This is a genomic window from Thalassobaculum sp. (genome assembly GCF_965223715.1).
Lineage (GTDB): Bacteria > Pseudomonadota > Alphaproteobacteria > Thalassobaculales > Thalassobaculaceae > Thalassobaculum.
Genome location: NZ_OZ245012.1, coordinates 4,191,486 through 4,210,625 on the forward strand (window position 1 = coordinate 4,191,486; position 19,140 = coordinate 4,210,625).

The window sequence follows — 19,140 nt, forward strand, 5'->3', positions numbered from 1 at the left end:
CCAATTCGCGTGAGGGCGAGGATTAATTCGCGCGTGAGGCGGAGTCCTCAGGGTCTATGGGGTTTTGAGACGTAGTCTTCCGACCGCATCTCCATGAGCCGCGAGATCGTACGATCGAACTCAAACCCCCAGTCAGAGCCGGCATAGAGCGCCTCCGGCTCGTCCGCCGCCGAGCAGACCAGGGTGGTGTGCCGTTCGTAGAGCGCGTCGATCAGCATCATGAACCGACGGGCCTGATCGCGAATCGCGTCGGTCATCGTCGGAATGCCGTCGATCACAACTGCGCGATATTTCTTCGCCAGGGCCAGGAAGTCGGCCGGGCCGAGCGGCCTGGCGCACAGGTCCTCGAACGTGAAGCGGGCGACCCCCTTGGCCGCCGTCTCCACCGGCATCTCCCGTCCGTGGACGATCACCACGTCCGGCTCCGGGGTGGCGCCGCCGGTCATCTCCGCGAACAGGTGGTCGAGCGTCTTCTTGGCCTCGCCATCGGCCGGGGTGACATAGACCTTCTCGCCGACCAGCCGGTCGAGCCGGTAGTCGGTACCCTCGCCCAGGTCGACGATGTCCAGCCGGGCCTTCAGCAGCTCGATGAAGGGCAGGAAACGCTCGCGCTGCAGGCCGTTCTTGTAGAGCTCGTCCGGATGCCGGTTCGAGGTGGCGACGACGATGACGCCGCGCTCGAACAGGGCGGTGAACAGCCGCGACAGGATCATGGCGTCGGCGATGTCGCGCACCTCCATCTCGTCGAAGCAGAGGAGGTGGGCGTCGCGGGCGATCTCCTGGGCGGCGCGGGCGAAGGGCATCTCGCCGCCGATGCCGCGCTGGCGGATGTGGTGGATGAGGCTGTGCGCCTCCTGCATGAACTCGTGGAAATGGACGCGGCGCTTGCGCTCCACCTCGGCGGCGCCGAAGAACAGGTCCATCAGCATGGACTTTCCGCGTCCCACCGGCCCGTAGAGATAGACGCCGCGCGGCACCTCTTCCTTGCCGGAATCCCAGCCGCCCAGGAAACGGCGGACCAGCCCGCCGCCCTTCGGCGACTTCGCCCGCCAGCCGGCGACCGCCTCGGCCAGCGTGTCGAGCCGCCGGGCGGCGTCCTCCTGGTCCTTGTCCGGGTTGAGCGCGCCGGCCTTCAGAAGGGCGGCATACCTCTCCAGCGGCCGGCCGTCCGGCGCCGCGGAGACGTCGACGATCAGTTTCTGCGCGGCGTCAGCGGCCACCATTCACTTCCAGCACGGTTCCGACGCAATAGGCGGCATGGTCGGACAGCAGCCAGACGACGGCTTCCGCGACCTCCTCGGCGGTGCCGGCCCGGCCGATCGGCACCAGGGCGCCGAGGCGAGACGCCCGGTCCGGCGCGCCGGCGGTGGCGTGGATGTCGGTGTCGATCATGCCCGGCGCGACGGCGTTCACCCGGACACCTTCACCGGCGACCTCGCGCGCCAGGCCGAGGGTCCAGGCATCCACCGCACCCTTGGAGGCGGCGTAGTGGACGAATTCGTTGGGTGAGCCGACGCGCGGCGCGATGGAGGACAGGTTCACGATCGGACCGCCCTTGCCGCCGCGCTTGGTCGACAGGCGGCGGACCGCCTCGCGGTTGGTGATCATCATGCCGATGACGTTGAGGTTGATCACCTCCTGCATCGCCGCCGTGCTCATGTCCTCGACCCGGGTGATCTTGCCGGTGATGCCGGCATTGGCGACCACGCCGCCGATCGGCCCGAGTTCGGTCTCGGTCTTCTCGAACAGGGCCAGGATGTCGGCCTCCTCGGCCATGTCGCCCTTGACGGTGATGGCCCGGCGGCCGGCATCCCTGACCTGCTTGGCCACCGCCTCGGCGGCGGCCTCGTTGGCGGCGTAGTTGATCGCAATGTCCCAGCCCTGGGCGGCGGCAAGGCGGCAGGTGGCGGCACCGATGCCGCGCGAGCCTCCGGTGACGATCAGGACCTTATCGGACATCGCGATTTCCCCCGTTTTCTGTTGGGCCCGTCCGAGATCGGCGGGCTTATTGAGCGACCGGCGCGGTGGCGGCCAGGTGGACCCGCGCGGTGATGGTGGCCTTCTCGGCGCCGGCCAGACCGCCGCCACCGCCAGGTGCCGCCTGGGCCATGTCGGAGCGCATCATCTGCATCTCCGCCTTGGCCATCGGCATCGGCCGGAAGGATTGGGTGAAGTCGATCATGCGCACCCGGAAGCCGCGGTCGGCGAAGGCCGCGTTCAGGGCGGAGAGCTCCTTGCCGACCCGCTCATAGACACGGGTGCGCAGGGTGTCGGTGACGGCCTCGCGCTCGGCCATGGTCGGCGAGTAGTCGATCGAGGCGACGGTCAGCGAGCGGCCCGGCTTGGTGGCGCCCTTGGCCTTGGCCGAGAGGTCTGAGAGGGCCGCTTCCGGCACCCGGGCCTCGGCCATCACGCTCCAGCGTTCGAAGCCGGCGTCGTCGGCCTGCTTGCTGAACTGGACGATGCGCCAGGTGGTGTCGATGCCGAAGCCCTGCAGGGTGGAGACCAGCTCGTCGCGGGCCGCTCCGAAGGTGCCCGATTCGACGGCGAGATCGGCGGAGATCCGCACGGTGGCGCTGCTGGTCTCGACCCAGTCCTCCACCTCCAGCATCAGCACTACCTCATCGTCGGCGGCACCCTGACGGGTGATCGGGCCGGCGTCCTGCGCCTGCACAGCGACAGGGGCGGCGGCGAGCAGGGAGGCGGCGAGCAGGGCGGCTAGGGGAAGTCGCATGAAGAGTTCCTCACGGTCAGGTGATTTCGGACCGTGACGCGACCATAGCCAGAGGGCGAAATGAAGGCAATCCGGCGACAGTCCCGTCCCGATGGGAGCACAGACCGACGCCGGTGCCGGTTATTCCGGTGCGCCGATCCTGGCCCAGGCGGAGCCTTCGCGCGAGAAGTTGAAGGCGCCCGGATTGAGGATCTCGGCCAGGATCTCCAGCGAGGTGACCAGTCGCGGGCCGGGCCGGTTGAAATAGGCGTTGCCGTCCACCGCCCAGAGCCTGCCCTCCTTGACCGCGCGCATGGAGGCCATGGTCGGGCGGGCGACGAAGGGGGCCGCCTCCTCAAGGGTACGGGCGAGGTCGAAGCCGCAGGGCATGAAGATCAGCCCGTCGGCATCGGACTTGGCGAGCTTGGCCAGCGTGGTGAACGCCGAATGCTGACCCTTCTTCGCCATGACCGGCACGCCGCCGGCCGCGGTGACCAGTTCCGGTATCCAGTTGCCGGCGATCATCGGCGGGTCGATCCATTCGACGCAGGCGATGGTCGGCTTCGGGTCGAGGGCGGCCCCGCGCATGGCGATGATCTCGACCCGCTCCCGCGCCCGTTCCGCCAGCTCGTTGCCGGCCCAGCGCAGGTCGAAGGCGTCGGCCAGGGTGGCGAAGCTCTGCCAGACCTGCTCCAGGGTCTCGGGTGCCACGGAGACGACCACCGGCTTCGCCCCCGTCCATTCCGCCAGGGCCGCGTTCAGGTCGGCCTCGGAGACCGCGCAGGCCTCGCACTGATGCTGGGTCAGGATGATGTCGGGCTTCGCCGCCCGCAGCGCCTCGGCATCGACCTCGAAGACCGCCAGCGCCTTGGTGATCAGCATGGAGATCTGCTTGTGCAGGGTGCGCGACGGCTTGGCCGGGTTGATCCGCGGGCGGGTCATCACCGGGATCTCGGCGACCTCGGCCGGGAAGTCGCACTCGTGGCTGCGTCCCACGAGGTGGTCGGTCATGCCGAGGGCGGCGACGACCTCGGTCGCGCTGGGCAGCAGCGAGACGATCCGGGGGCCGGTCACTGGGTCGCTTCTCGCGCCGCGGCTTCGGACTCGCGGCGCTCTCGGTGGATGAGCCAGAGGTTGCGGGCATAGATGAACAGGCCGGTCCCCTGTCCGAGGATGAAGACCGGGTCCTGGCGCCACAGGGCGTAGACGAACAGCGTCGAGCCGCCGGCGAGCGAGAAGTACCAGAAGGCGATCGGGATCACGCTCTTGCGGCTGATCTCGCTCTTCAGCCACTGGATCAGGAACCGCATCGTGAACATGGCCTGGCCGCCGAAGCCGACGCAGACCATCACGATCTCCTCCGTCGACATGCCGGTGAAGGCGCCGACGAGTTTCTGGACGAGGACGTCAAACATGGGTCGCTCCGTCGCTAACCTGGGCGCCGCCGCCGGCCTCGAATACGGTAATGTCCGCCGGCGCTCGCCGCATCAGCCATACCATGCCCAGCAGGTCGGGGATGCCCACGGCGAGCCGGTCGAAGATCCGGTACTTCGAGGTGCCGGCATGTCGGGCCCGGTGGTTGACCGGCACGACCGTCACCCGGGCTCCCTCCCGCTTCGCCAGCGCCGGCATGAACCGGTGCATGTGATCGAAATAGGGGAACCGCAGGAACAGCGCCCGCTCGAACAGCTTGAGCGAGCAGCCGGTATCCGGGTTGTCGTCGCCCAGCATGGCGCGGCGCAGTCCGTTGGCGATGCGCGACGCCCGGCGCTTGGCCCAGGTGTCGCGCCGGTTCACTCGGTGGCCGGTCACCATCAGTGGCGAGCTGCCGCTGTCCTCCTGCCAGGCCTTGAGCAGGGCCGGGATGTCCGCCGGGTCGTTCTGGCCGTCGCCGTCCAGGGTCGCGACCAGACGGCCGCGTGCCGCGGTGATGCCGCTGCGCAGGCCCGCACTCTGCCCCGAGCGCCGGGAATGGGTCAGGACCCGCAGCTCCGGCACCTCGTTCCGCAGGGCCGCCAGCGTCGCGCCGGTGGAATCGGTCGAGCCGTCATCGACGAACACGATCTCGAACGCGCACACGGAGGAGAGCGCCCCGCGGATCTCGGCGATCAACGGGCCCACATTGGCCTCCTCGTTCAGGACCGGGACGACCACCGACAGGAGCGGGTTGCTCGCGGACGCGGTATGCGGGGTCTCGGCCGGCGCGGTGGATATCTCCGGCACGGGCGTGGTCTTTCAATTTTGACGTCGGCGCCCTGATAGCCCCGCAAGGGACCGTGTTTCAAGGAAGATCACGCAGGTACTACGCCACAGAGCGGGTTCCGGTTCCCTGCGCGTCTCCAAAACGCAACCCAACTGCAAACAAAGCGTCATCGACCGCGGGCTATATGGGCGTCCAACGGAGCCGATCGTCGGCGCCGGTCATGCTGGGAAGTCGCGGAGCCCGACCGGTACAGCCGGGCGCGCCGGCGACTTGGCGCGGTGGGGCCGGCGGGTTGGTCGGACGGACCGCACGAACGCTCATCGCAACGCTCGAAGGCCCGCTCGCCCCTCATGTTGATCTACCAGAACGTTTCCAAGCGCTTCGGCGCCAACGCCGCCGTTGATACCGTCAACATCTCCGTCGATCCCGGCACGATGCTCGGCATCATCGGCCGTTCGGGGGCAGGCAAATCGACCCTGCTGCGGCTCACCAACCGGCTGATCGATCCGAGCGAGGGCTCGATCCGCTTCGGTCCGCGCGACATCAGCGGCCTGAAGGGCAAGGCCCTGCTCGACTGGCGCGCCGACTGCGCCATGATCTTCCAGCAGTTCAACCTCATCCCGCGCCTCGACGTGCTGACCAACGTCATGCTGGGCCGCGCCAATTCGATGGGGCTGCTGAAAAGCGTGTTCAAGCTGTTCACGGATGCCGAGCGCCATGCGGCGCTGATGGCGCTGGAGCGGCTCGGCATCGTGGAGACGGCGCTGCAGCAGGCCGGCACCCTGTCCGGCGGCCAGCAGCAGCGCGTGGCTATCGCCCGGGCGCTGATGCAGAACCCGAAGATCATCCTGGCCGACGAGCCGATCGCCTCGCTCGACCCGATGAACGCGAAGCTGGTGATGGACGCGCTGCGCGACATCAACCGCCAGGAAGGCATGACCGTGGTCTGCAACCTGCACACCCTGGACACCGCCCGGACCTATTGCGACCGCATCGTCGGCATGCGCGCCGGCAAGGTGGTGTTCGACGGCACCCCGGCCGAGCTGACGACCGACGCCGCCCGCGAGATCTACGGCGCCGGCGCCGAGTTCGACGAGGCCGCCACCTCCACCAGCATCACCGACCGCCCGGACGACACGGGCTCCCAGGATTCCGACGGCCCGCGCCTGCGGGCGGTCGGAAGCGCCGTCGCCTCCGCCGGGGGGTGACGCCGCCGACCGTACCGGTCACCGGACCCGGCGACGCCAATACCAAACGGCTCATACCTGCCGAACGGTTCACACCTAAGTGAGGGGAAGACCAATGACCTTTATGCGCACCGCGGCCGCGGCCGCCGTCACCGCCCTGGTCGCGTTCGCCGGCACCGCGCCGGTCTCCGCGGCCGATCTGGGCATCAGCGAATTCCGCATCGGCCTGCTCGGCGGCGAGAACGCCTCCGACCGTCTGCGCTCCAACGAGTGCCTGCGCGAGCGCACCGAGAAGCTGCTGGGCGTCGAAACCAAGCTGTTCGCCCCGGCCGACTACAACGGCGTGATCGAGGGGCTGCTCGGCGGCAACCTGGACATGGCCTGGCTCGGCGCGTCCGGCTACGCGGCCGTGTATCTCGAGGATCCCGAGGCGGTCGAGCCGGTGCTCGTGAAGATCAACGTGGACGGCTCCTACGGCTACCACTCCATCGGCTTCGCCCGCGCCGACAGCGGCATCAAGAGCCTGGAGGACATGAAGGGCAAGAAGTTCGGCTTCGGTGATCCGAACTCCACCTCCGGCTACCTGATCCCGTCGATCGAGATCCCGGCGGCCGGGTTCCCGATGACCCCGGGTGAGTATTTCGGCGACGTCGTCTTCACCGGCGGCCACGAGCAGACCATCGTCGCGGTCTATAACGGCGACATCGAGGCCGGCGTCACCTGGGCCGACGGCATCGGCGCCTGGGAAGAGGGCTACAATTCCGGCGCGCTGCGCAAGGCCGCCGATGCCGGCCTGGTCGACATGACCCAGCTGGTCGAGATCTGGCGCTCCAAGGTCATTCCGGAAGGCCCGATCGTGCTGCGCAAGGCGCTGCCGGAGAAGGTGAAGCTGCTGATGACCGGCCTGATGGGCAGCCTGGAATCCATGGATCCGGAATGCGCCTACGGCGTGATGGCCGGTGAGGTGAAGGGCCTGGCCCCGATCACCCACGAGGAATACGAGGTGATCATCGCCGCCCGCCAGTCGAAGATCGGCAAGTAATCCTGCCCGACCCAAGCGCCGCGCGGCCCCGACCGGGTCGCGCGGCGTTCCGCATTCCGCCCTCCCGTCCGCGCGAGCCCGCCCATGGCCATGACCACCGTCGATCAGCTGCAGGCCCACGCCTCCTTCCTGGAGCGGCGCCGGCGTCTGTATACCGGCCTGGGGGCCGCGATCTTCGCCCTGCTGGTGGTGCTGGGCTTCATCGGCGCGGAGGAGATGAATTCCGGGGGCTTCATCCAGGGACTGGAAAAGTTCTTCGACTATCCGAGCAACATCGTCTCGGAGACTGCCGAGGCCGGCACCGACTGGTTCGAGCGTCTCTGGGTCTATCTGCCGGCCCTGCTCGAGACCATCAACATGGCCGCGGTCGCGACCATCTTCGGCACCGTCTTCGCCGTGTTCCTGTCCTTCGCCGCGACCCGGGGCCTCGGCGTGTGGCCGCCGCTCGTCCCGGTGGCGCGCCGGATCATGGACATCACCCGCGCCTTCCCCGAGCTGATCCTGGCGCTGTTCCTGATCTTCATGCTGGGCTCCTCGCCGGTGCCGGCGATCATCGCCGTCGCCTTCCACACCGCCGGTGCGCTGGGCAAGCTGTTCTCCGAGGTGAACGAGAACATCGACCGCGGCCCGCTGGAGGGCATGACGGCGGCCGGGGCGAGCTGGACCCAGCGGATGCGCTGGGCCGTGCTGCCCCAGGTGCTGCCGAACTACACCAGCTACATGCTGCTGCGCTTCGAGATCAATATCCGCGCCTCGGCGATCCTCGGCTTCGTCGGCGCCGGCGGCATCGGCACCGAGCTGCGCAAGGCGATCAGCTGGGCCAACGGCGCCGACATCGCCGCCCTGTTCGTGCTGCTGTTTCTGACGATCATGGTGATCGACCAGATCTCCGGCCATGTGCGCCGGCGCCTGGTCGGCGGCATGTTCGCCGGCGCGCGCTGAGGAGATCGCCATGAGCGCCATCACCGCCGATGAGGCCGGCCGTCTCGACGCCACCTACAGCGACATTCTGCGCACCCACCGTCGCCAGTTCCTGTGGCCGGTCGGGCTCGTGGTCCTGGTCCTGGCCTATCTGACCTACGCCTTCTTCGCCTTCGGCGTGCCGGAGCTGATTGCCAAGTCCCGGCTCGACCGGGGCATCCTGCTCGGCCTCGACAGCGTGGCCTACAAGGTGCATGTGGAGAAGAACCTGCGCCGCGACCTGTTCGAGGTCGCCGTGGAGGGCGAGCGTACCGCCACCTACGACCCGGCCTCCCTGCCAGACTGGGTGGCCGTCAGCGGGGCGAGCGGATACGAGGGCCGGGTCGATATCGAGATGGGCGGGGGCTACCTCTTCATTCTGGAGGGCGAGACCCTGACCGTCACCGGGCCGGGCCTGCAGCGCCCGTTCGTGGTGACCGCCGGCGGCGATACCCTGACCTGGCAGGGCGACACGCCGCCCTGGATCGAGCTGAACCCGCGCAAGGTCGACATCAAGCCGAGCCTGTTCCAGCGCGCCCAGGTGACCTCCGGCCGGATCCTGGTGTTCCGCTATTTCTGGGGCTGGGAGGATTTCTGGTTCGACTTCCGCTCGCCGCTGAACGGACTGTCGGCCGGAGAGTTGTGGTCGCTTGCCTGGTCCGACGAGCGGATCGAGCCGGAGATGTCCAACGCCGCCTTCATCTTCGACGAGTTCTGGGGCAACGAGGGTTGGCAGCACGGCGACGTCTTCAAGGCGCTGCTGGAGACCGTGATCATGGCCTTCCTGGGCACCGTGGTCGCCGCCGCGGTCGGCCTGCCGCTCGCCTTCATGGCCGCCGCAAACGTCAACCCGGAGCCGCTCAGCCGCTTCGTCATCCGCCGCTTCTTCGACTTCGTGCGCGGCGTCGACATGCTGATCTGGTCGCTGATCTTCATCCGCGCCTTCGGCCTCGGCCCGCTCACCGGCGTCATGGCGATCGCCCTGACCGATACCGGCACGCTGGGCAAGCTGTTCTCCGAGGCGATCGAGAACATCGACAACAAGCAGGTCGAGGGCATGCAGTCGACCGGCGCCGGGGCGCTCACCCGTTACCGCTTCGGGGTGATCCCGCAGATCCTGCCGGTCTTCATTTCCCAGTCCCTGTACTACCTGGAATCCAACACCCGCTCGGCCACCGTGATCGGCGCTCTCGGGGCCGGCGGCATCGGCCTGAAGCTGGTCGAGACGTTGCGCACCGGGAAGGACTGGGAGAACACCGCCTACATTATCGTGCTGACCCTGATGGTGGTCGTCGCCATGGACATGACCTCCGGCTGGCTGCGCCGCAAGCTGACCGGTGTCGGCCGCGACTGAGGGGCCGTCCGACCGCTCAGTTCCGCCCCGGGTTTAACAACCCCCGCGCGATCACGCCGGCCTGGATCTCGGCGGCTCCCTCGAAGATGTTCAGGATCCGGGCGTCGCACAGGACCCGGCTGATCGGATACTCCAGTGCGTAGCCGTTGCCGCCATGGATCTGCAGGGCGTCGTCGGCGCAGGCCCAGGCGACCCGGGCGGCGAGCAGCTTGGCCATGCCCGCTTCGATGTCGCAACGGCGGTCGCTGTCCTTCTCGCGGGCTGCGTGGAGGGTGAGCGCACGGGCCGCCGCGATCTCCGCCGCCATCCGGGCCAGCTTGTTGGCGACGCGCGGAAAGGCTTGAAGTTTCTTGGAAAACTGGACCCTTTCGCCTGCGTAACGAAGCCCCAGTTCCATCGCCGCCTGGGCCACGCCCAGGGCGCGGGCGGCGGTCTGGATGCGCGCGCTCTCGAAGGTCGCCATGAGCTGCTTGAAGCCCTGGCCCTCCTCGGAGCCGAGCAGGCTGCCGACGGGCACCTCGAAGCCGTCGAAGCCGATCTCGTATTCCTTCATGCCGCGATAGCCCAGCACCTCGATCTCGCCGCCGCTCATCCCGGCGGCGGGGAAGGGGTTCTCCTCGGTGCCGCGCGGCTTCTCCGCCAGCAGCATGCTCAACCCGCGGTAGCCGGCCTCGTCCGGGTTGGTGCGGACCAGCAACGTCATCAGATCGGTGCGCGCCGCATGGGTGATCCAGGTCTTGTTGCCGCTCACCCGCCACACGTCCCCCGCCTTCTCGGCGCGGGTGCGCAGGTGGGCGAGGTCGGATCCGGTGTTCGGTTCGGTGAAGACGGCGGTGGGCAGGATCACGCCCGAGGCGATCCGCGGCAGCCAGTGGGCGCGCTGCTCCTCGGTGCCGCCCAGGCGGATCAGTTCGGCGGCGATCTCCGAGCGGGTGCCGAGCGAACCGACGCCGATATAGGCCCGGCTGAGGGTCTCGGAGACCACGACCATGGCCTCCTTGCCCATGCCGAGCCCGCCATATTCCTCGGGCACGGTGAGCCCGAAGGTGCCGAGCTCGGCCATGGCCTCGACCACGTCGATCGGGATCAGCCGGTCCTCCAGGTGCCATTGGTGGGCATGGGGCTCCACCCGGTCGGCACCGAAACGGCGGAACTGTTCGCGCACCATGGCCAGAGTCTCGTCCAACCCGTGATGGCCAAAGGCATCCGGGTCGCCGGCCTCCATCGCCTCGGCCAGCCGGGCGGCCAGCGCCACCCGGGCGGGCTGACCGTTACCATACCGCATCAACTTCTGGCACGAAGCACTTGTAAGCGGTACCAGATCTTCCTCTTCAAGCCCCAGATCATTGGGCCGGAGCATCTCCGTCTGCGCCATGGGGATGCCGCCGCGGATCTGGCCCAGATACTCGCCGGCCGCCACGCCCAGGATCAGTCGCTCGGTCTCCCCGGCGCGGCCCTGCGCGGCCAGGTCGTCGGCCCAGGAAACCAGCCGTTTCAAGGCTTCCACGGTGGTTGCGAGCCAGGCGAGGCCATGGGCCGCGGTCTGTTCCGCCTCCAGTTTCGCGCCGTCGATCCGGCCGTTGACCACCACGATGTCGGAAACCCGCCGCCGGGCGGTCGAAAGCACGGTCTCAGCCGCCTCCACCGCCTCGCGGGCGAGCGTAAATGTATCTGTATCCGTGGTTTCGGTGGTTAAGGTATCGACGGCGGCGCCGTTCATCCCGGGATCTCCCAATTCTCAAGCGTTTCCGGAGGGTTCCACACCATGGTGCAGTCGGGGTTGGAGGTCCAGACCCCTTCCATTCAGGCACGGCGTTAACCGTTTCCGTTAACCTATTGTTTACAATTTGATATGGATGCGAAACGGACTCGCAGATTGAAACCCCGTTCGTGGTTGCGGGGCGCGCGAACGGCGGATATGATCGCGCCTGCACCTCTAGATCCTGTGTGTTTCTCCCGCATCCCTACGATATGGAGCAAGCGTGGATACTGCCGACACTACTGCGCCGGACGCGAATATACGCGGAAAATCAAAGGGTTCCGGTGCGGCCGGGGCGGCCTACGTCGTGCCCTGCGCCTCGTCCTTCCGCGACGCGGTCCTGCGGCTCGCCGACCAGCGCCAGGCCAGCCCCTCGGATCTCGCCAGGGCGGTGCTGCTGCTGGTCCCCCGCGACATACTGGCGCGAACCGTCGATCCAGGGGAGCCGGGGCCGGGCGATCGGGAGCGGATCGCCCTGCAGTCCGGTGCCTCGCGGGGCAGGGTGCTGAAGCGGAAACCGCGTTTGCAGATGCGGCTTCCCGCCGGCCATGACCACGCGGATCTGAGGCGCGCCCTGGCCCTGGCCCTGTCCATGGCCAAGGGCGAGTCCCAGCTCGCGGTGGTCACCGAGGCCGACCGCAAGGCGGAGGCGGCCGTCGAGCGGGCTCGCGACGAGATGTCGGACGAGAACACGACCCTGCGCGGCCTGATCGCCGATCTGGCCATGCCGGTGCTGCCGAACGGGGTGCAGACCCGGGGGGAGGCCCTGTTCGCGCTGGGCTTCCCGCCGACCGCCGTGCCCGATGCCGGCACGATCCGTCGCCGCTGGCGCCGCATGGCGATGATCTACCACCCGGACAGCGCCTTTGGGGACCACGACCGGATGAGTCAGCTCAATCAGGCACTTGATAAGCTCACCCAATAGGAAGGGTGAGCATACGATTGTAATAATATTTCGCGCGCTTGACAGCGGTCTCCGGGCTCCGTAGCGTCGTGCCCATGACCAACGATCTCCACATGCAGGCCGCCGTCACGGTGGGCCTCATCGGTCGGCGAATTAGCCGCCCGGTCCTCGTCGAGGGCCGGGGCAGCGCTCTTCGCCAGGAACCGATCTGTGGAGATTTCTCATGCTCGCCGAGCACCTGAGTCCCAACGCGGGCTCGTCCAACACCGCCACCGCCTTTTCCGCCACCGTCTCCGCCGCCAATGCCGCGGTCGAGCCCGTCGTGGCCTGCTTCTCCATCACCGCCGAGGCCGACCCCCAGGTCATGTCCCGGGTGCTGGAGCTGTTCGCCAAGCGCGGCCTGATCCCCTCGCGCTGGCACAGCGACCTCAGCGGCCGCCGCCGCGACGAACTGCTGATCGACCTTCAGGTCGAGGGGCTGGACCGCGAGAAGGCTGACCTGATCGGCCACGCCATGCGGCAGATGGTGCCGGTCATGAGCGTGCTCATCAGCCAGAAGAGCTACGCCTGAGGGGGTAGCTCTTCCGCTTCCCCCCCCCCACCCTTCTTCACTCCCCGGATTCATTCCGGGGCGAGCGGTTGGGCCGCTTCGTGCCCGGCGGGTGATGGTGGGAAGCGTCGGAGGAGCTTGGCCCGGAACAGGTCCGGGCAGAGGCGTTGAGGGGTGGCCGTCGTCTGCGCTCAACGCATCCTCCTCCGCTCACTCTCCGGATTCATTCCGGGGCGAGCGGTTGGGCCGCTTCGTCCCCAGGTGTGATGCCGGGAAGCGTCGGACGGGCTCGGCCCGGAACAGGTCCGGGCAGTGGCGTTGGGGGGTGTAGCGGTCGTCTGCGCTCAACGCTTCCTCCTTCTCTCACTCCCCGGATTCATTCCGGGGCGAGCGGTGGGGTCGCTTCGTCCCCTGGGGTGATGGTGGGAAGCGTCGGACGGGCTCGGCCCGGAACAGGTCCGGGCAGAGGCGTTGGGGGTGTGTCGGTCGTCTGTGCTCAACGCTTCCTCCTCCGATCACTCCCCGGATTTATTCCGGGGCGAGCGGTTGGGCCGTTTCGTCCCCAGGGGTGAGGGTGGGAAGCGTCGGACGGGCTCGGCCCGGAACAGGTCCGGGCAGAGGCGTTGGGAGGTGGTGAAACAGCGCAGACCTACGCCACCCGGATGATCTCCACGCCGACCGCCGCCGCGGCGTCCGCTTCCGCCGCACCCACCTGTTCGAGCCAGTCGCGCCGGCCGCGTACGCCGCCGCTTTCGCGCACGGCGACCACCGGGGCGAAGTCGATCGTGGCATGGACCCAGCCCGGCTGGTCGAACACGCCCTCGGCCAGGATGCCGGAGGGTGGCAGGCCGATATCCGCGGGCACGAAGATCCCGGCGGACCCATGATTGCTGTCCAGGGCCGGGGACCAGGGCGCCTCGCCCACCGTCGGGCTGGTCACCACGGGCACCTGGTTCTCCAGCGCCCGGGCGAGGCCGGCGGTGCGCACCCGGGCGGCGCCGGCGATCGTTTCGGTGGCGCTCGGGATCAGGATCAGCTCGGCCCCGGCGGCGACCATGGCCCGCACGATCAGCGGGAACTCCCCGTCATAGCAGATGGCGACGCCGATCCGGCCGATCTCGGTGTCGAACACCCGGGCGGCGGAATTGCCGGTGATGCCCCAGATCTCCCGCTCCCAGGGGGTCATGATCCGCTTGTCCTGGATGCCGATGCCGCCCTGGGGGCCGATCAGCCGGGCGCGATTGACCGGCTGCCCGCCCAGGTCGGCGGCCAGCACCGGCAGGCTCGCGGCCAGGATATGCACGCCGTGGCGCCGGGCGAGTTCCGCATGCAGCGCATCGACCTGGTCGATCAGCCCGCCGACGGCGCGGATCTGTCCGGGCAGGTCCGCCTCGGTCTCCGGCCCGAAGGTCGAGGCGAGCTCGAGCGCGCCGTATTCCGGAAACACCAGCAGCTCGGCGCCGGCCTCGGCCGCCTCGGCGACCCAGCGCGTGATCCCGTCGGCCCAGGCGTCCAGGCTCGCGGGGCGCCCGACCGGGAACTGGGCGGCGGCGACCCGCAGGGTGGGACGGGCGATGCTCACAGCGCTTTGATCCAATACTGCATGGGTTTGGCGGTCTCCTCGCTGTCGCCGACATCGGTCCAACTATACCGCGCGACCGCCCCGTCGAGGGGCTGATAGCCGAACCGGCGCCAGATCGGGTCGAGCGGGGCGTAGCCGTCGGGCCGGGCCGGATGGTTGTCGGGCCGCAGCACGCCGCAGAACACGGCGGTGGCAAAGCCGAGGGCGCGGGCGTGGGCCTCGCGCCGCTCAAAGAACGCACGATAGGCGCCGCGGCCGCGGGATTCCGGCAGCAGGACCGATTCCGCGCAGTAGAAGACCCGGTCCGGGTCATAGCCCGCCTGGGCGAGCGGGGCGGAGAAGTCCGCATGCTCGTGGGCCATGGGCAGGCCGGTGGAGGCGCCGACCATGGCGTCCCCGTCATAGGCGGCGACCAGGATCGCGCCGTCGGAGGCGGCGAAGGCCGACAGATACCGGGTCTCGTAGTCGACGGACCCGTCATAGAGATAGGGCCAGTCCAGGAACACCCGGATCCGCAGCTGCGCCAGCGCGTCGATCGCCGGTGCGATCTCGGCGCGGCCGGTCATGGTCTCCAGACGCAGGTCGCTCGCGGCCATGGCATTCCCTCTGCAGCGCCTGCCGCAATAGCGGCGACGCTGCAGCGGGTCAACCGGCGGGGTGTCCGCCTATTCGGAGGCCTGCTTCAGGTAGGCGATGATGTCGGCACGCTCCTGGGCGTCCTTCAGGCCGACGAAGATCATCTTGTTGCCGGGCACGGCTTCCTTCGGGTTCTCCAGGTAGGTGTTCAGGCTGTCCGCATCCCAGACCACGTCATGGGCCTTCATGGCATCGGAATACCGGTTGAATCCATCCGCGGTGCCCGCCTTGCGGCCGATGACGCCGTAGAGCGAGGGGCCCTGGCGGTGCTTGCCTTCCTGCACCGTGTGGCAGGCCTGGCACTTGCGGAACACCTTCTTGCCTTCGGCGGCATCGCCTTCCTGGGCGAAGGCGGCGGGGGACAAGGCGAAAGAGCCGGCCGCAAGGGCGAGGCCGACTGCCAGGAAGGTTCTACGCATAGAATTCTCCATAATCAGCTAGGTGTGCCAAGCGGCGGCTCCAGCGGCCGCATCGGCCCGTCGAGACGGCCGCATTCTGGCCCTGCGCCGGCAGCGGCGACAGGCCGTGCGACGATCTGTCGGAACCACCATAGTCTACGGTCGCGGACGCCGGTCGGATCAGTAGCCGCGTTTCAACAGGCGGTTCATCATATGGGTGACGATCAGCGACCGGGGCTCCACCGCCCGCCACTGCTCCGCCGACCGCCCGGTCAGGGTCTGCGCCTGCCAGTCGGCGAGTTCGGCCGCCGCATCGTCCAACGAGATCACCCGGCGGGAGACCTTCGCGGCCAGCAAACCCGCCTGGAAATCCACATCCGGATTGATCGGCCGCCCATCCGTCATGCTTGCCTCTTGAACCGGAGCCCCGGCGACGTTAGCTCAAGCGCTGTCGTGGTCGCCAGATCGGCGGACCTGCTGGGGGATCGGATGGTTGAGACGCAGTCGGTGGCGGGTACCGCGTCGGGTGCCCGGGAACGGGTCCGCGCCTTCGTGGACTCCAGGCGGGCGCAGATGTTCATCACGGTGCTGATCGTGCTGAACGCAATCACCCTGGGCCTGGAGACGAGCCAGACGGCCATGGACGCGGCGGGGCCGCTGCTGGTCCTGGCCGACACGCTGATCCTCGGCGTCTTCGTCGTGGAGATCGCCCTCAAGCTCTTCGCCCACGGCGTACGGTTCTTCCGCGACCCCTGGAACCTGTTCGACGTGGCGGTGGTCGGGGTGGCCCTGGTGCCCGCTTCCCAGGGGTTCTCGGTGCTGCGTGCCTTCCGCATCCTGCGGGTGCTGCGCCTGGTCTCGGTGGTGCCGTCCCTGCGGCGGGTGGTGGGCGCGCTGCTCCATGCGATTCCGGGGATGGGCTCGGTCGTCATGCTGCTCGCCGTGCTCTTCTATGTCTTCGCGGTGATGGCCACCAAGCTGTTCGGCGGCTCGTTCCCGGACTGGTTCGGGACCATCGGCGCGTCATTCTACACCCTGTTCCAGGTCATGACCCTGGAGAGCTGGTCCATGGGCATCGTGCGGCCGGTGATGGAGGTCTATCCGGTCGCCTGGCTGTTCTTCGTGCCGTTCATCCTGTTGACCTCCTTCGCGGTGCTGAACCTGTTCATCGGCATCATCGTCGACGCCATGCAGAGCCAGGCCCATGACAAGGAGGCCGCCCAGCATCTCGGTGAGCCGACCCTGGTGGACGTCATGGCGGAAGTGAAGGCTCTGCGGGCCGAACTGGCCGAATTCCGCGAGGAGAAGTCCGCGCTGGAATCTGAAAAGCACAGCGGCTAAAGTCCGCCGCCTCGCGGGCGTAGTTCAATGGTAGAACCTCAGCCTTCCAAGCTGATGATGCCGGTTCGATCCCGGTCGCCCGCTCCAGCCTCCTGCCCCGCCACCGCCTATCCGGCTCGCCGTGCTCAGCGCCGCGGCACCGGCACCGTTTTGTCCGGCGGGTAGCGATAGCTGCCGTCGCGGATGCCCTGCTTCCAGCTTCCGTAATGGATCGGGGCCGGAACCAAACCGAGCGGCAGCAGCCCGGCCACCGCCGCCACGGTGCGCGGCATCAGGTGCAGGTAGCCGGCCTTGGGCTCCAGCAAGGACGCCCAGCCCAGCGCGTTCCAGCCGCCGAAGAAGGCCCGACCGTCCTCGGCCCAGAAATCGGGGCGCAGAAAGGTGTCGCTGTCGCGAAGCGTCAGCAGCGCCACGGCCAGGGCCGCGACGGCGATCAGTTGGAATGGGGAGCGCCTCATGGAAGGGCCGATCTGGTCCGACGGCATGGCTCCGTCAGATCGCACGATCGGCCTTCCAAGGAAAGACCGGGAAGCCGGGAGCTCCGGTGCGACCGCTCAGTCGAACAGGGCGTCGATATCCGCCTGGCTGAGACCCTGGCCGCCCAGGGCCGGACCGTTGAGCAGCTCGTGCTCCTCATGCGGGTCGTGGCCGTCCTCCGCACCGTTCTCGTCCGGGATGTCGACGTCCTTGAACGCCTCCAGGCCCCAGATGTCGATCATCGCCAGCACGCGGCTCTCGATGTAGCGCAGGGTCTTGACCACCTGGGTGACGCGCTGGCCGGTCAGGTCCTGGAAGGCGCAGGCCTCGATGATGGCGATCAGCCGCTCGCTGGCCTGGTCGATCAGCGGCCCGACATCCGGATCCTCGACCGTGTGCGAATGGATCTTCTTCAGCAGCTGCTCGACCTCGTCCGCCGCCGACATGATCTCGTTGGTGGCGTCCTCGGTCTGCTTGGTGATCTCCTCGAGCTGGAGCGAGGCCTTCTCCATCTCGTCGCGGCCGACGACCGGGTTCTTGATCGCCGCGATCTGCGACTTCGCCCGGCCGATGCTGCGCACCATCTGCGCGATCTCGACGCGGACGTCGCGCTTCATGTCGTCGTCTTCGGCGATCTGGGTTTCCTTGAAGCCGCGCAGCTCGGCCACTTCCTGCCGGAGCTCGGCGATCTGGGCCAGGATCAGCTCGACCCCGCCTTCGGCCAGGGCGACAGGCGGAATGTCGGTGTTGGCGCTCTTCAGCACGCCCGCCGCTCCAGCCTTCTTGGCCCGACGTTCGATTGAAAACATCTTCTCGTGCTTGGCGGCCATCTTCTTCTCCCGGCACCTCGGTACGATCTGCGCGGATACTCGCGAAGATGCTTAAAAAAAACGTTAACCCTTAGGTGGAGATCCTCGAACTGAAACTCGTTCACGACTCCATTAACTAATTTTTCAGGCTATTGCGCAAAATTGCGGCTGTGGGCGGATTGGCCCGATGAGCACGCCTATATGTAAAACATCTCGGGCGGAACCAAGGTTGAGCAGGATGGCCGTCGCAGTAGGAAACATCGAGACAAGCGACAAACTGGACCCGAATACCCACTTCGTCTTCCAGCATCGGGTATTCCAGCTTCCTGACGCGCGGTTCGAACTGTCCGGCCGCGACCGTCATCCGGTGATGCGGGTCAAGCTCGGCGACATCGACGCGGTGATTCCGATCGACGACGTTGCGTCGGAGTTCGGGATCTCGCCCGACTCCCCGGACGGCAAGCTCCTGGTCATCGTCTCCAACAGCCTGAAATTCGTGAAGGACATCCGTCCGGGCGACAGCATCCCGTCGGAACTGCTGGACGGCACCGCCTCCTGGCGGGTCGAGGACCACCACCGCGAACTGGCCAAGAACCGTCTCATGGTGCAGGTGGCCACCTGGCTGACCGGTGATGAGTCCGTCGTCCTGGACATGGCCGAGCTGCGGCGCATGTCGACGGATTCCACCATGCAGCAGAAGGTTCGCGACGGTATCTCGAAGATCGCCGAGTCCCTGGGCCTGGGGGCCGGCCGGCGCGACGAGGTTCTCGACATGATCGACCGCTTCGCCCGCGAGCTCTGCTACATCGAGGCGCTGCGCGACCGCTACAACGCCGCGCGCGCCATCGCGGTGAAGCTGAACAAGGTCGGCAAGCTCTACAAGGAAGACAAGCACTTCCACGAAGAGGTCAACCGCGCCAGCATCCTGATGCGGCCGGCCATGCAGGGCTTCATGAACCTGTTCGAGCAGGTGGACGCCCAGACCGGCGAGATCATGGCGGTGCTCAAGACCTACGACGCCATGGTGAAATACGTCCGCGAGATCCGCGACGAACTGCACCAGCGTCTGATCATCTGGGAGCAGGCGATCAAGATGTGGAACATCCCCATCGAGAAGCGCCACGACCGGATCCGCGACGCGGTGCGCGAGACCTACCGCTTCGTTGCCTTCCACTTCCCCCAGACCCACGACTGGGTCTAGGTCCCCGGCCGGTGACCGGGTCCG

Annotated in this window: 21 protein-coding genes and 1 tRNA gene; 9 read left to right on the forward strand and 13 right to left on the reverse strand. The window is 67.9% G+C overall.

The features are described from left to right. Nucleotides 1-47: 47 nt before the first annotated feature. The 6 genes from zapE to ACOQOP_RS19475 all read right to left on the reverse strand — a co-directional run bounded on the left by zapE (nucleotide 48) and on the right by ACOQOP_RS19475 (nucleotide 4,936). Complete coding sequence (gene zapE / locus ACOQOP_RS19450; protein ID WP_420563470.1) at nucleotides 48-1,220, reverse strand: cell division protein ZapE; 1,173 nt, start codon at nucleotides 1,218-1,220, stop codon at nucleotides 48-50. Beyond that, nucleotides 1,210-1,959 (reverse strand): SDR family oxidoreductase, encoded by a 750-nt coding sequence (locus ACOQOP_RS19455; RefSeq protein ID WP_420563471.1) that lies wholly within the window; start codon nucleotides 1,957-1,959, stop codon nucleotides 1,210-1,212. The genes zapE and ACOQOP_RS19455 overlap by 11 nt, the downstream gene beginning before the upstream one ends. A gap of 46 nt (nucleotides 1,960-2,005) precedes the next feature. After that, complete coding sequence (locus ACOQOP_RS19460) at nucleotides 2,006-2,734, reverse strand: hypothetical protein (protein WP_420563472.1); 729 nt, start codon at nucleotides 2,732-2,734, stop codon at nucleotides 2,006-2,008. Between the two features lie 120 nt (nucleotides 2,735-2,854). Next, nucleotides 2,855-3,787 carry an ABC transporter substrate-binding protein gene (locus ACOQOP_RS19465; RefSeq protein ID WP_420563473.1) on the reverse strand — a complete coding sequence of 311 codons (933 nt, stop codon included), beginning with the start codon at nucleotides 3,785-3,787 and terminating at the stop codon, nucleotides 2,855-2,857. Then, nucleotides 3,784-4,128, reverse strand: a complete 345-nt coding sequence (locus ACOQOP_RS19470) for a lipid-A-disaccharide synthase N-terminal domain-containing protein (protein ID WP_420563474.1) — start codon at nucleotides 4,126-4,128, stop codon at nucleotides 3,784-3,786. The genes ACOQOP_RS19465 and ACOQOP_RS19470 overlap by 4 nt, the downstream gene beginning before the upstream one ends. Beyond that, entirely contained in the window at nucleotides 4,121-4,936 is an 816-nt protein-coding gene (locus ACOQOP_RS19475; RefSeq protein WP_420563475.1) for a glycosyltransferase family 2 protein, read from the reverse strand. The genes ACOQOP_RS19470 and ACOQOP_RS19475 overlap by 8 nt, the downstream gene beginning before the upstream one ends. 330 nt (nucleotides 4,937-5,266) lie before the next feature. On the opposite strand from ACOQOP_RS19475, the gene phnC reads away from it, so the two are divergent. The 4 genes from phnC to phnE (ACOQOP_RS19495) all read left to right on the forward strand — a co-directional run bounded on the left by phnC (nucleotide 5,267) and on the right by phnE (ACOQOP_RS19495) (nucleotide 9,459). Further along, nucleotides 5,267-6,124 carry a phosphonate ABC transporter ATP-binding protein gene (gene phnC, locus ACOQOP_RS19480; RefSeq protein WP_420563476.1) on the forward strand — a complete coding sequence of 286 codons (858 nt, stop codon included), beginning with the start codon at nucleotides 5,267-5,269 and terminating at the stop codon, nucleotides 6,122-6,124. A gap of 94 nt (nucleotides 6,125-6,218) precedes the next feature. After that, nucleotides 6,219-7,145 carry a phosphonate ABC transporter substrate-binding protein gene (phnD, locus tag ACOQOP_RS19485; RefSeq protein WP_420563477.1) on the forward strand — a complete coding sequence of 309 codons (927 nt, stop codon included), beginning with the start codon at nucleotides 6,219-6,221 and terminating at the stop codon, nucleotides 7,143-7,145. 84 nt (nucleotides 7,146-7,229) lie between these two features. Then, nucleotides 7,230-8,087 (forward strand): phosphonate ABC transporter, permease protein PhnE, encoded by an 858-nt coding sequence (gene phnE / locus ACOQOP_RS19490; RefSeq protein WP_420563478.1) that lies wholly within the window; start codon nucleotides 7,230-7,232, stop codon nucleotides 8,085-8,087. Nucleotides 8,088-8,097: 10 nt separating this feature from the next. Then, nucleotides 8,098-9,459 (forward strand): phosphonate ABC transporter, permease protein PhnE, encoded by a 1,362-nt coding sequence (gene phnE / locus ACOQOP_RS19495; RefSeq protein ID WP_420563479.1) that lies wholly within the window; start codon nucleotides 8,098-8,100, stop codon nucleotides 9,457-9,459. Nucleotides 9,460-9,475: 16 nt separating this feature from the next. Here phnE (ACOQOP_RS19495) and ACOQOP_RS19500 read toward each other — a convergent pair whose 3' ends face one another. Beyond that, on the reverse strand, nucleotides 9,476-11,179 hold the full coding sequence (locus ACOQOP_RS19500) for an acyl-CoA dehydrogenase family protein (RefSeq protein WP_420563480.1): 1,704 nt from the start codon (nucleotides 11,177-11,179) through the stop codon (nucleotides 9,476-9,478). 262 nt (nucleotides 11,180-11,441) lie between these two features. Here ACOQOP_RS19500 and ACOQOP_RS19505 point away from each other — a divergent pair, with 262 nt between their 5' ends. Both ACOQOP_RS19505 and ACOQOP_RS19510 read left to right on the forward strand, forming a co-directional pair. Further along, nucleotides 11,442-12,143 carry a J domain-containing protein gene (locus tag ACOQOP_RS19505; RefSeq protein ID WP_420563481.1) on the forward strand — a complete coding sequence of 234 codons (702 nt, stop codon included), beginning with the start codon at nucleotides 11,442-11,444 and terminating at the stop codon, nucleotides 12,141-12,143. A gap of 202 nt (nucleotides 12,144-12,345) precedes the next feature. Further along, on the forward strand, nucleotides 12,346-12,693 hold the full coding sequence (locus ACOQOP_RS19510) for a hypothetical protein (protein ID WP_420563482.1): 348 nt from the start codon (nucleotides 12,346-12,348) through the stop codon (nucleotides 12,691-12,693). 628 nt (nucleotides 12,694-13,321) lie between these two features. Here ACOQOP_RS19510 and ACOQOP_RS19515 read toward each other — a convergent pair. The 4 genes from ACOQOP_RS19515 to ACOQOP_RS19530 form a co-directional block, all read right to left on the reverse strand. Continuing rightward, nucleotides 13,322-14,254: a carbon-nitrogen hydrolase family protein gene (locus ACOQOP_RS19515; RefSeq protein WP_420563483.1), complete on the reverse strand. Its 933-nt coding sequence runs from the start codon at nucleotides 14,252-14,254 to the stop codon at nucleotides 13,322-13,324. After that, nucleotides 14,251-14,850: a GNAT family acetyltransferase gene (locus tag ACOQOP_RS19520; RefSeq protein ID WP_420563484.1), complete on the reverse strand. Its 600-nt coding sequence runs from the start codon at nucleotides 14,848-14,850 to the stop codon at nucleotides 14,251-14,253. The genes ACOQOP_RS19515 and ACOQOP_RS19520 overlap by 4 nt, the downstream gene beginning before the upstream one ends. A 69-nt stretch (nucleotides 14,851-14,919) precedes the next feature. Next, complete coding sequence (locus ACOQOP_RS19525; protein WP_420563485.1) at nucleotides 14,920-15,309, reverse strand: c-type cytochrome; 390 nt, start codon at nucleotides 15,307-15,309, stop codon at nucleotides 14,920-14,922. Between the two features lie 159 nt (nucleotides 15,310-15,468). Beyond that, nucleotides 15,469-15,693, reverse strand: a complete 225-nt coding sequence (locus ACOQOP_RS19530; protein WP_420563486.1) for a hypothetical protein — start codon at nucleotides 15,691-15,693, stop codon at nucleotides 15,469-15,471. Between the two features lie 84 nt (nucleotides 15,694-15,777). Between ACOQOP_RS19530 and ACOQOP_RS19535 the strand changes: the two genes are divergently transcribed. Together ACOQOP_RS19535 and ACOQOP_RS19540 are read left to right on the forward strand one after the other, a co-directional pair. Next, on the forward strand, nucleotides 15,778-16,629 hold the full coding sequence (locus tag ACOQOP_RS19535; protein WP_420563487.1) for an ion transporter: 852 nt from the start codon (nucleotides 15,778-15,780) through the stop codon (nucleotides 16,627-16,629). Nucleotides 16,630-16,642: 13 nt separating this feature from the next. Beyond that, a tRNA-Gly gene (locus ACOQOP_RS19540) sits at nucleotides 16,643-16,716 on the forward strand. 38 nt (nucleotides 16,717-16,754) lie between these two features. On the opposite strand, the gene ACOQOP_RS19545 is transcribed toward ACOQOP_RS19540, so the two are convergent. Together ACOQOP_RS19545 and ACOQOP_RS19550 are read right to left on the reverse strand one after the other, a co-directional pair. After that, nucleotides 16,755-17,087: a hypothetical protein gene (locus ACOQOP_RS19545; RefSeq protein WP_420563488.1), complete on the reverse strand. Its 333-nt coding sequence runs from the start codon at nucleotides 17,085-17,087 to the stop codon at nucleotides 16,755-16,757. A 96-nt stretch (nucleotides 17,088-17,183) separates the two neighbouring features. Beyond that, nucleotides 17,184-17,936 (reverse strand): hypothetical protein, encoded by a 753-nt coding sequence (locus ACOQOP_RS19550; RefSeq protein ID WP_420563489.1) that lies wholly within the window; start codon nucleotides 17,934-17,936, stop codon nucleotides 17,184-17,186. A gap of 217 nt (nucleotides 17,937-18,153) precedes the next feature. Here ACOQOP_RS19550 and ACOQOP_RS19555 point away from each other — a divergent pair, with 217 nt between their 5' ends. Next, nucleotides 18,154-19,116: a hypothetical protein gene (locus ACOQOP_RS19555; protein ID WP_420563490.1), complete on the forward strand. Its 963-nt coding sequence runs from the start codon at nucleotides 18,154-18,156 to the stop codon at nucleotides 19,114-19,116. Nucleotides 19,117-19,140 lie beyond the last annotated feature (24 nt).

Excerpts from the sequence above, each read along its gene's own strand:
- phnD (WP_420563477.1), top strand. The coding sequence starts at position 6,219 with ATGACCTTTATGCGCACCGCGGCCGCGGCCGCCGTCACCGCCCTGGTC.
- ACOQOP_RS19460 (WP_420563472.1), bottom strand. The coding sequence starts at position 2,734 with ATGCGACTTCCCCTAGCCGCCCTGCTCGCCGCCTCCCTGCTCGCCGCC.
- ACOQOP_RS19455 (WP_420563471.1), bottom strand. The coding sequence starts at position 1,959 with ATGTCCGATAAGGTCCTGATCGTCACCGGAGGCTCGCGCGGCATCGGT.
- ACOQOP_RS19500 (WP_420563480.1), bottom strand. The coding sequence starts at position 11,179 with ATGAACGGCGCCGCCGTCGATACCTTAACCACCGAAACCACGGATACA.
- phnE (WP_420563479.1), top strand. The coding sequence starts at position 8,098 with ATGAGCGCCATCACCGCCGATGAGGCCGGCCGTCTCGACGCCACCTAC.
- ACOQOP_RS19470 (WP_420563474.1), bottom strand. The coding sequence starts at position 4,128 with ATGTTTGACGTCCTCGTCCAGAAACTCGTCGGCGCCTTCACCGGCATG.
- phnC (WP_420563476.1), top strand. The coding sequence starts at position 5,267 with ATGTTGATCTACCAGAACGTTTCCAAGCGCTTCGGCGCCAACGCCGCC.
- ACOQOP_RS19555 (WP_420563490.1), top strand. The coding sequence starts at position 18,154 with ATGGCCGTCGCAGTAGGAAACATCGAGACAAGCGACAAACTGGACCCG.
- ACOQOP_RS19530 (WP_420563486.1), bottom strand. The coding sequence starts at position 15,693 with ATGACGGATGGGCGGCCGATCAATCCGGATGTGGATTTCCAGGCGGGT.
- ACOQOP_RS19545 (WP_420563488.1), bottom strand. The coding sequence starts at position 17,087 with ATGAGGCGCTCCCCATTCCAACTGATCGCCGTCGCGGCCCTGGCCGTG.
- ACOQOP_RS19535 (WP_420563487.1), top strand. The coding sequence starts at position 15,778 with ATGGTTGAGACGCAGTCGGTGGCGGGTACCGCGTCGGGTGCCCGGGAA.
- ACOQOP_RS19520 (WP_420563484.1), bottom strand. The coding sequence starts at position 14,850 with ATGGCCGCGAGCGACCTGCGTCTGGAGACCATGACCGGCCGCGCCGAG.
- phnE (WP_420563478.1), top strand. The coding sequence starts at position 7,230 with ATGGCCATGACCACCGTCGATCAGCTGCAGGCCCACGCCTCCTTCCTG.
- ACOQOP_RS19525 (WP_420563485.1), bottom strand. The coding sequence starts at position 15,309 with ATGCGTAGAACCTTCCTGGCAGTCGGCCTCGCCCTTGCGGCCGGCTCT.
- ACOQOP_RS19510 (WP_420563482.1), top strand. The coding sequence starts at position 12,346 with ATGCTCGCCGAGCACCTGAGTCCCAACGCGGGCTCGTCCAACACCGCC.
- ACOQOP_RS19550 (WP_420563489.1), bottom strand. The coding sequence starts at position 17,936 with ATGGCCGCCAAGCACGAGAAGATGTTTTCAATCGAACGTCGGGCCAAG.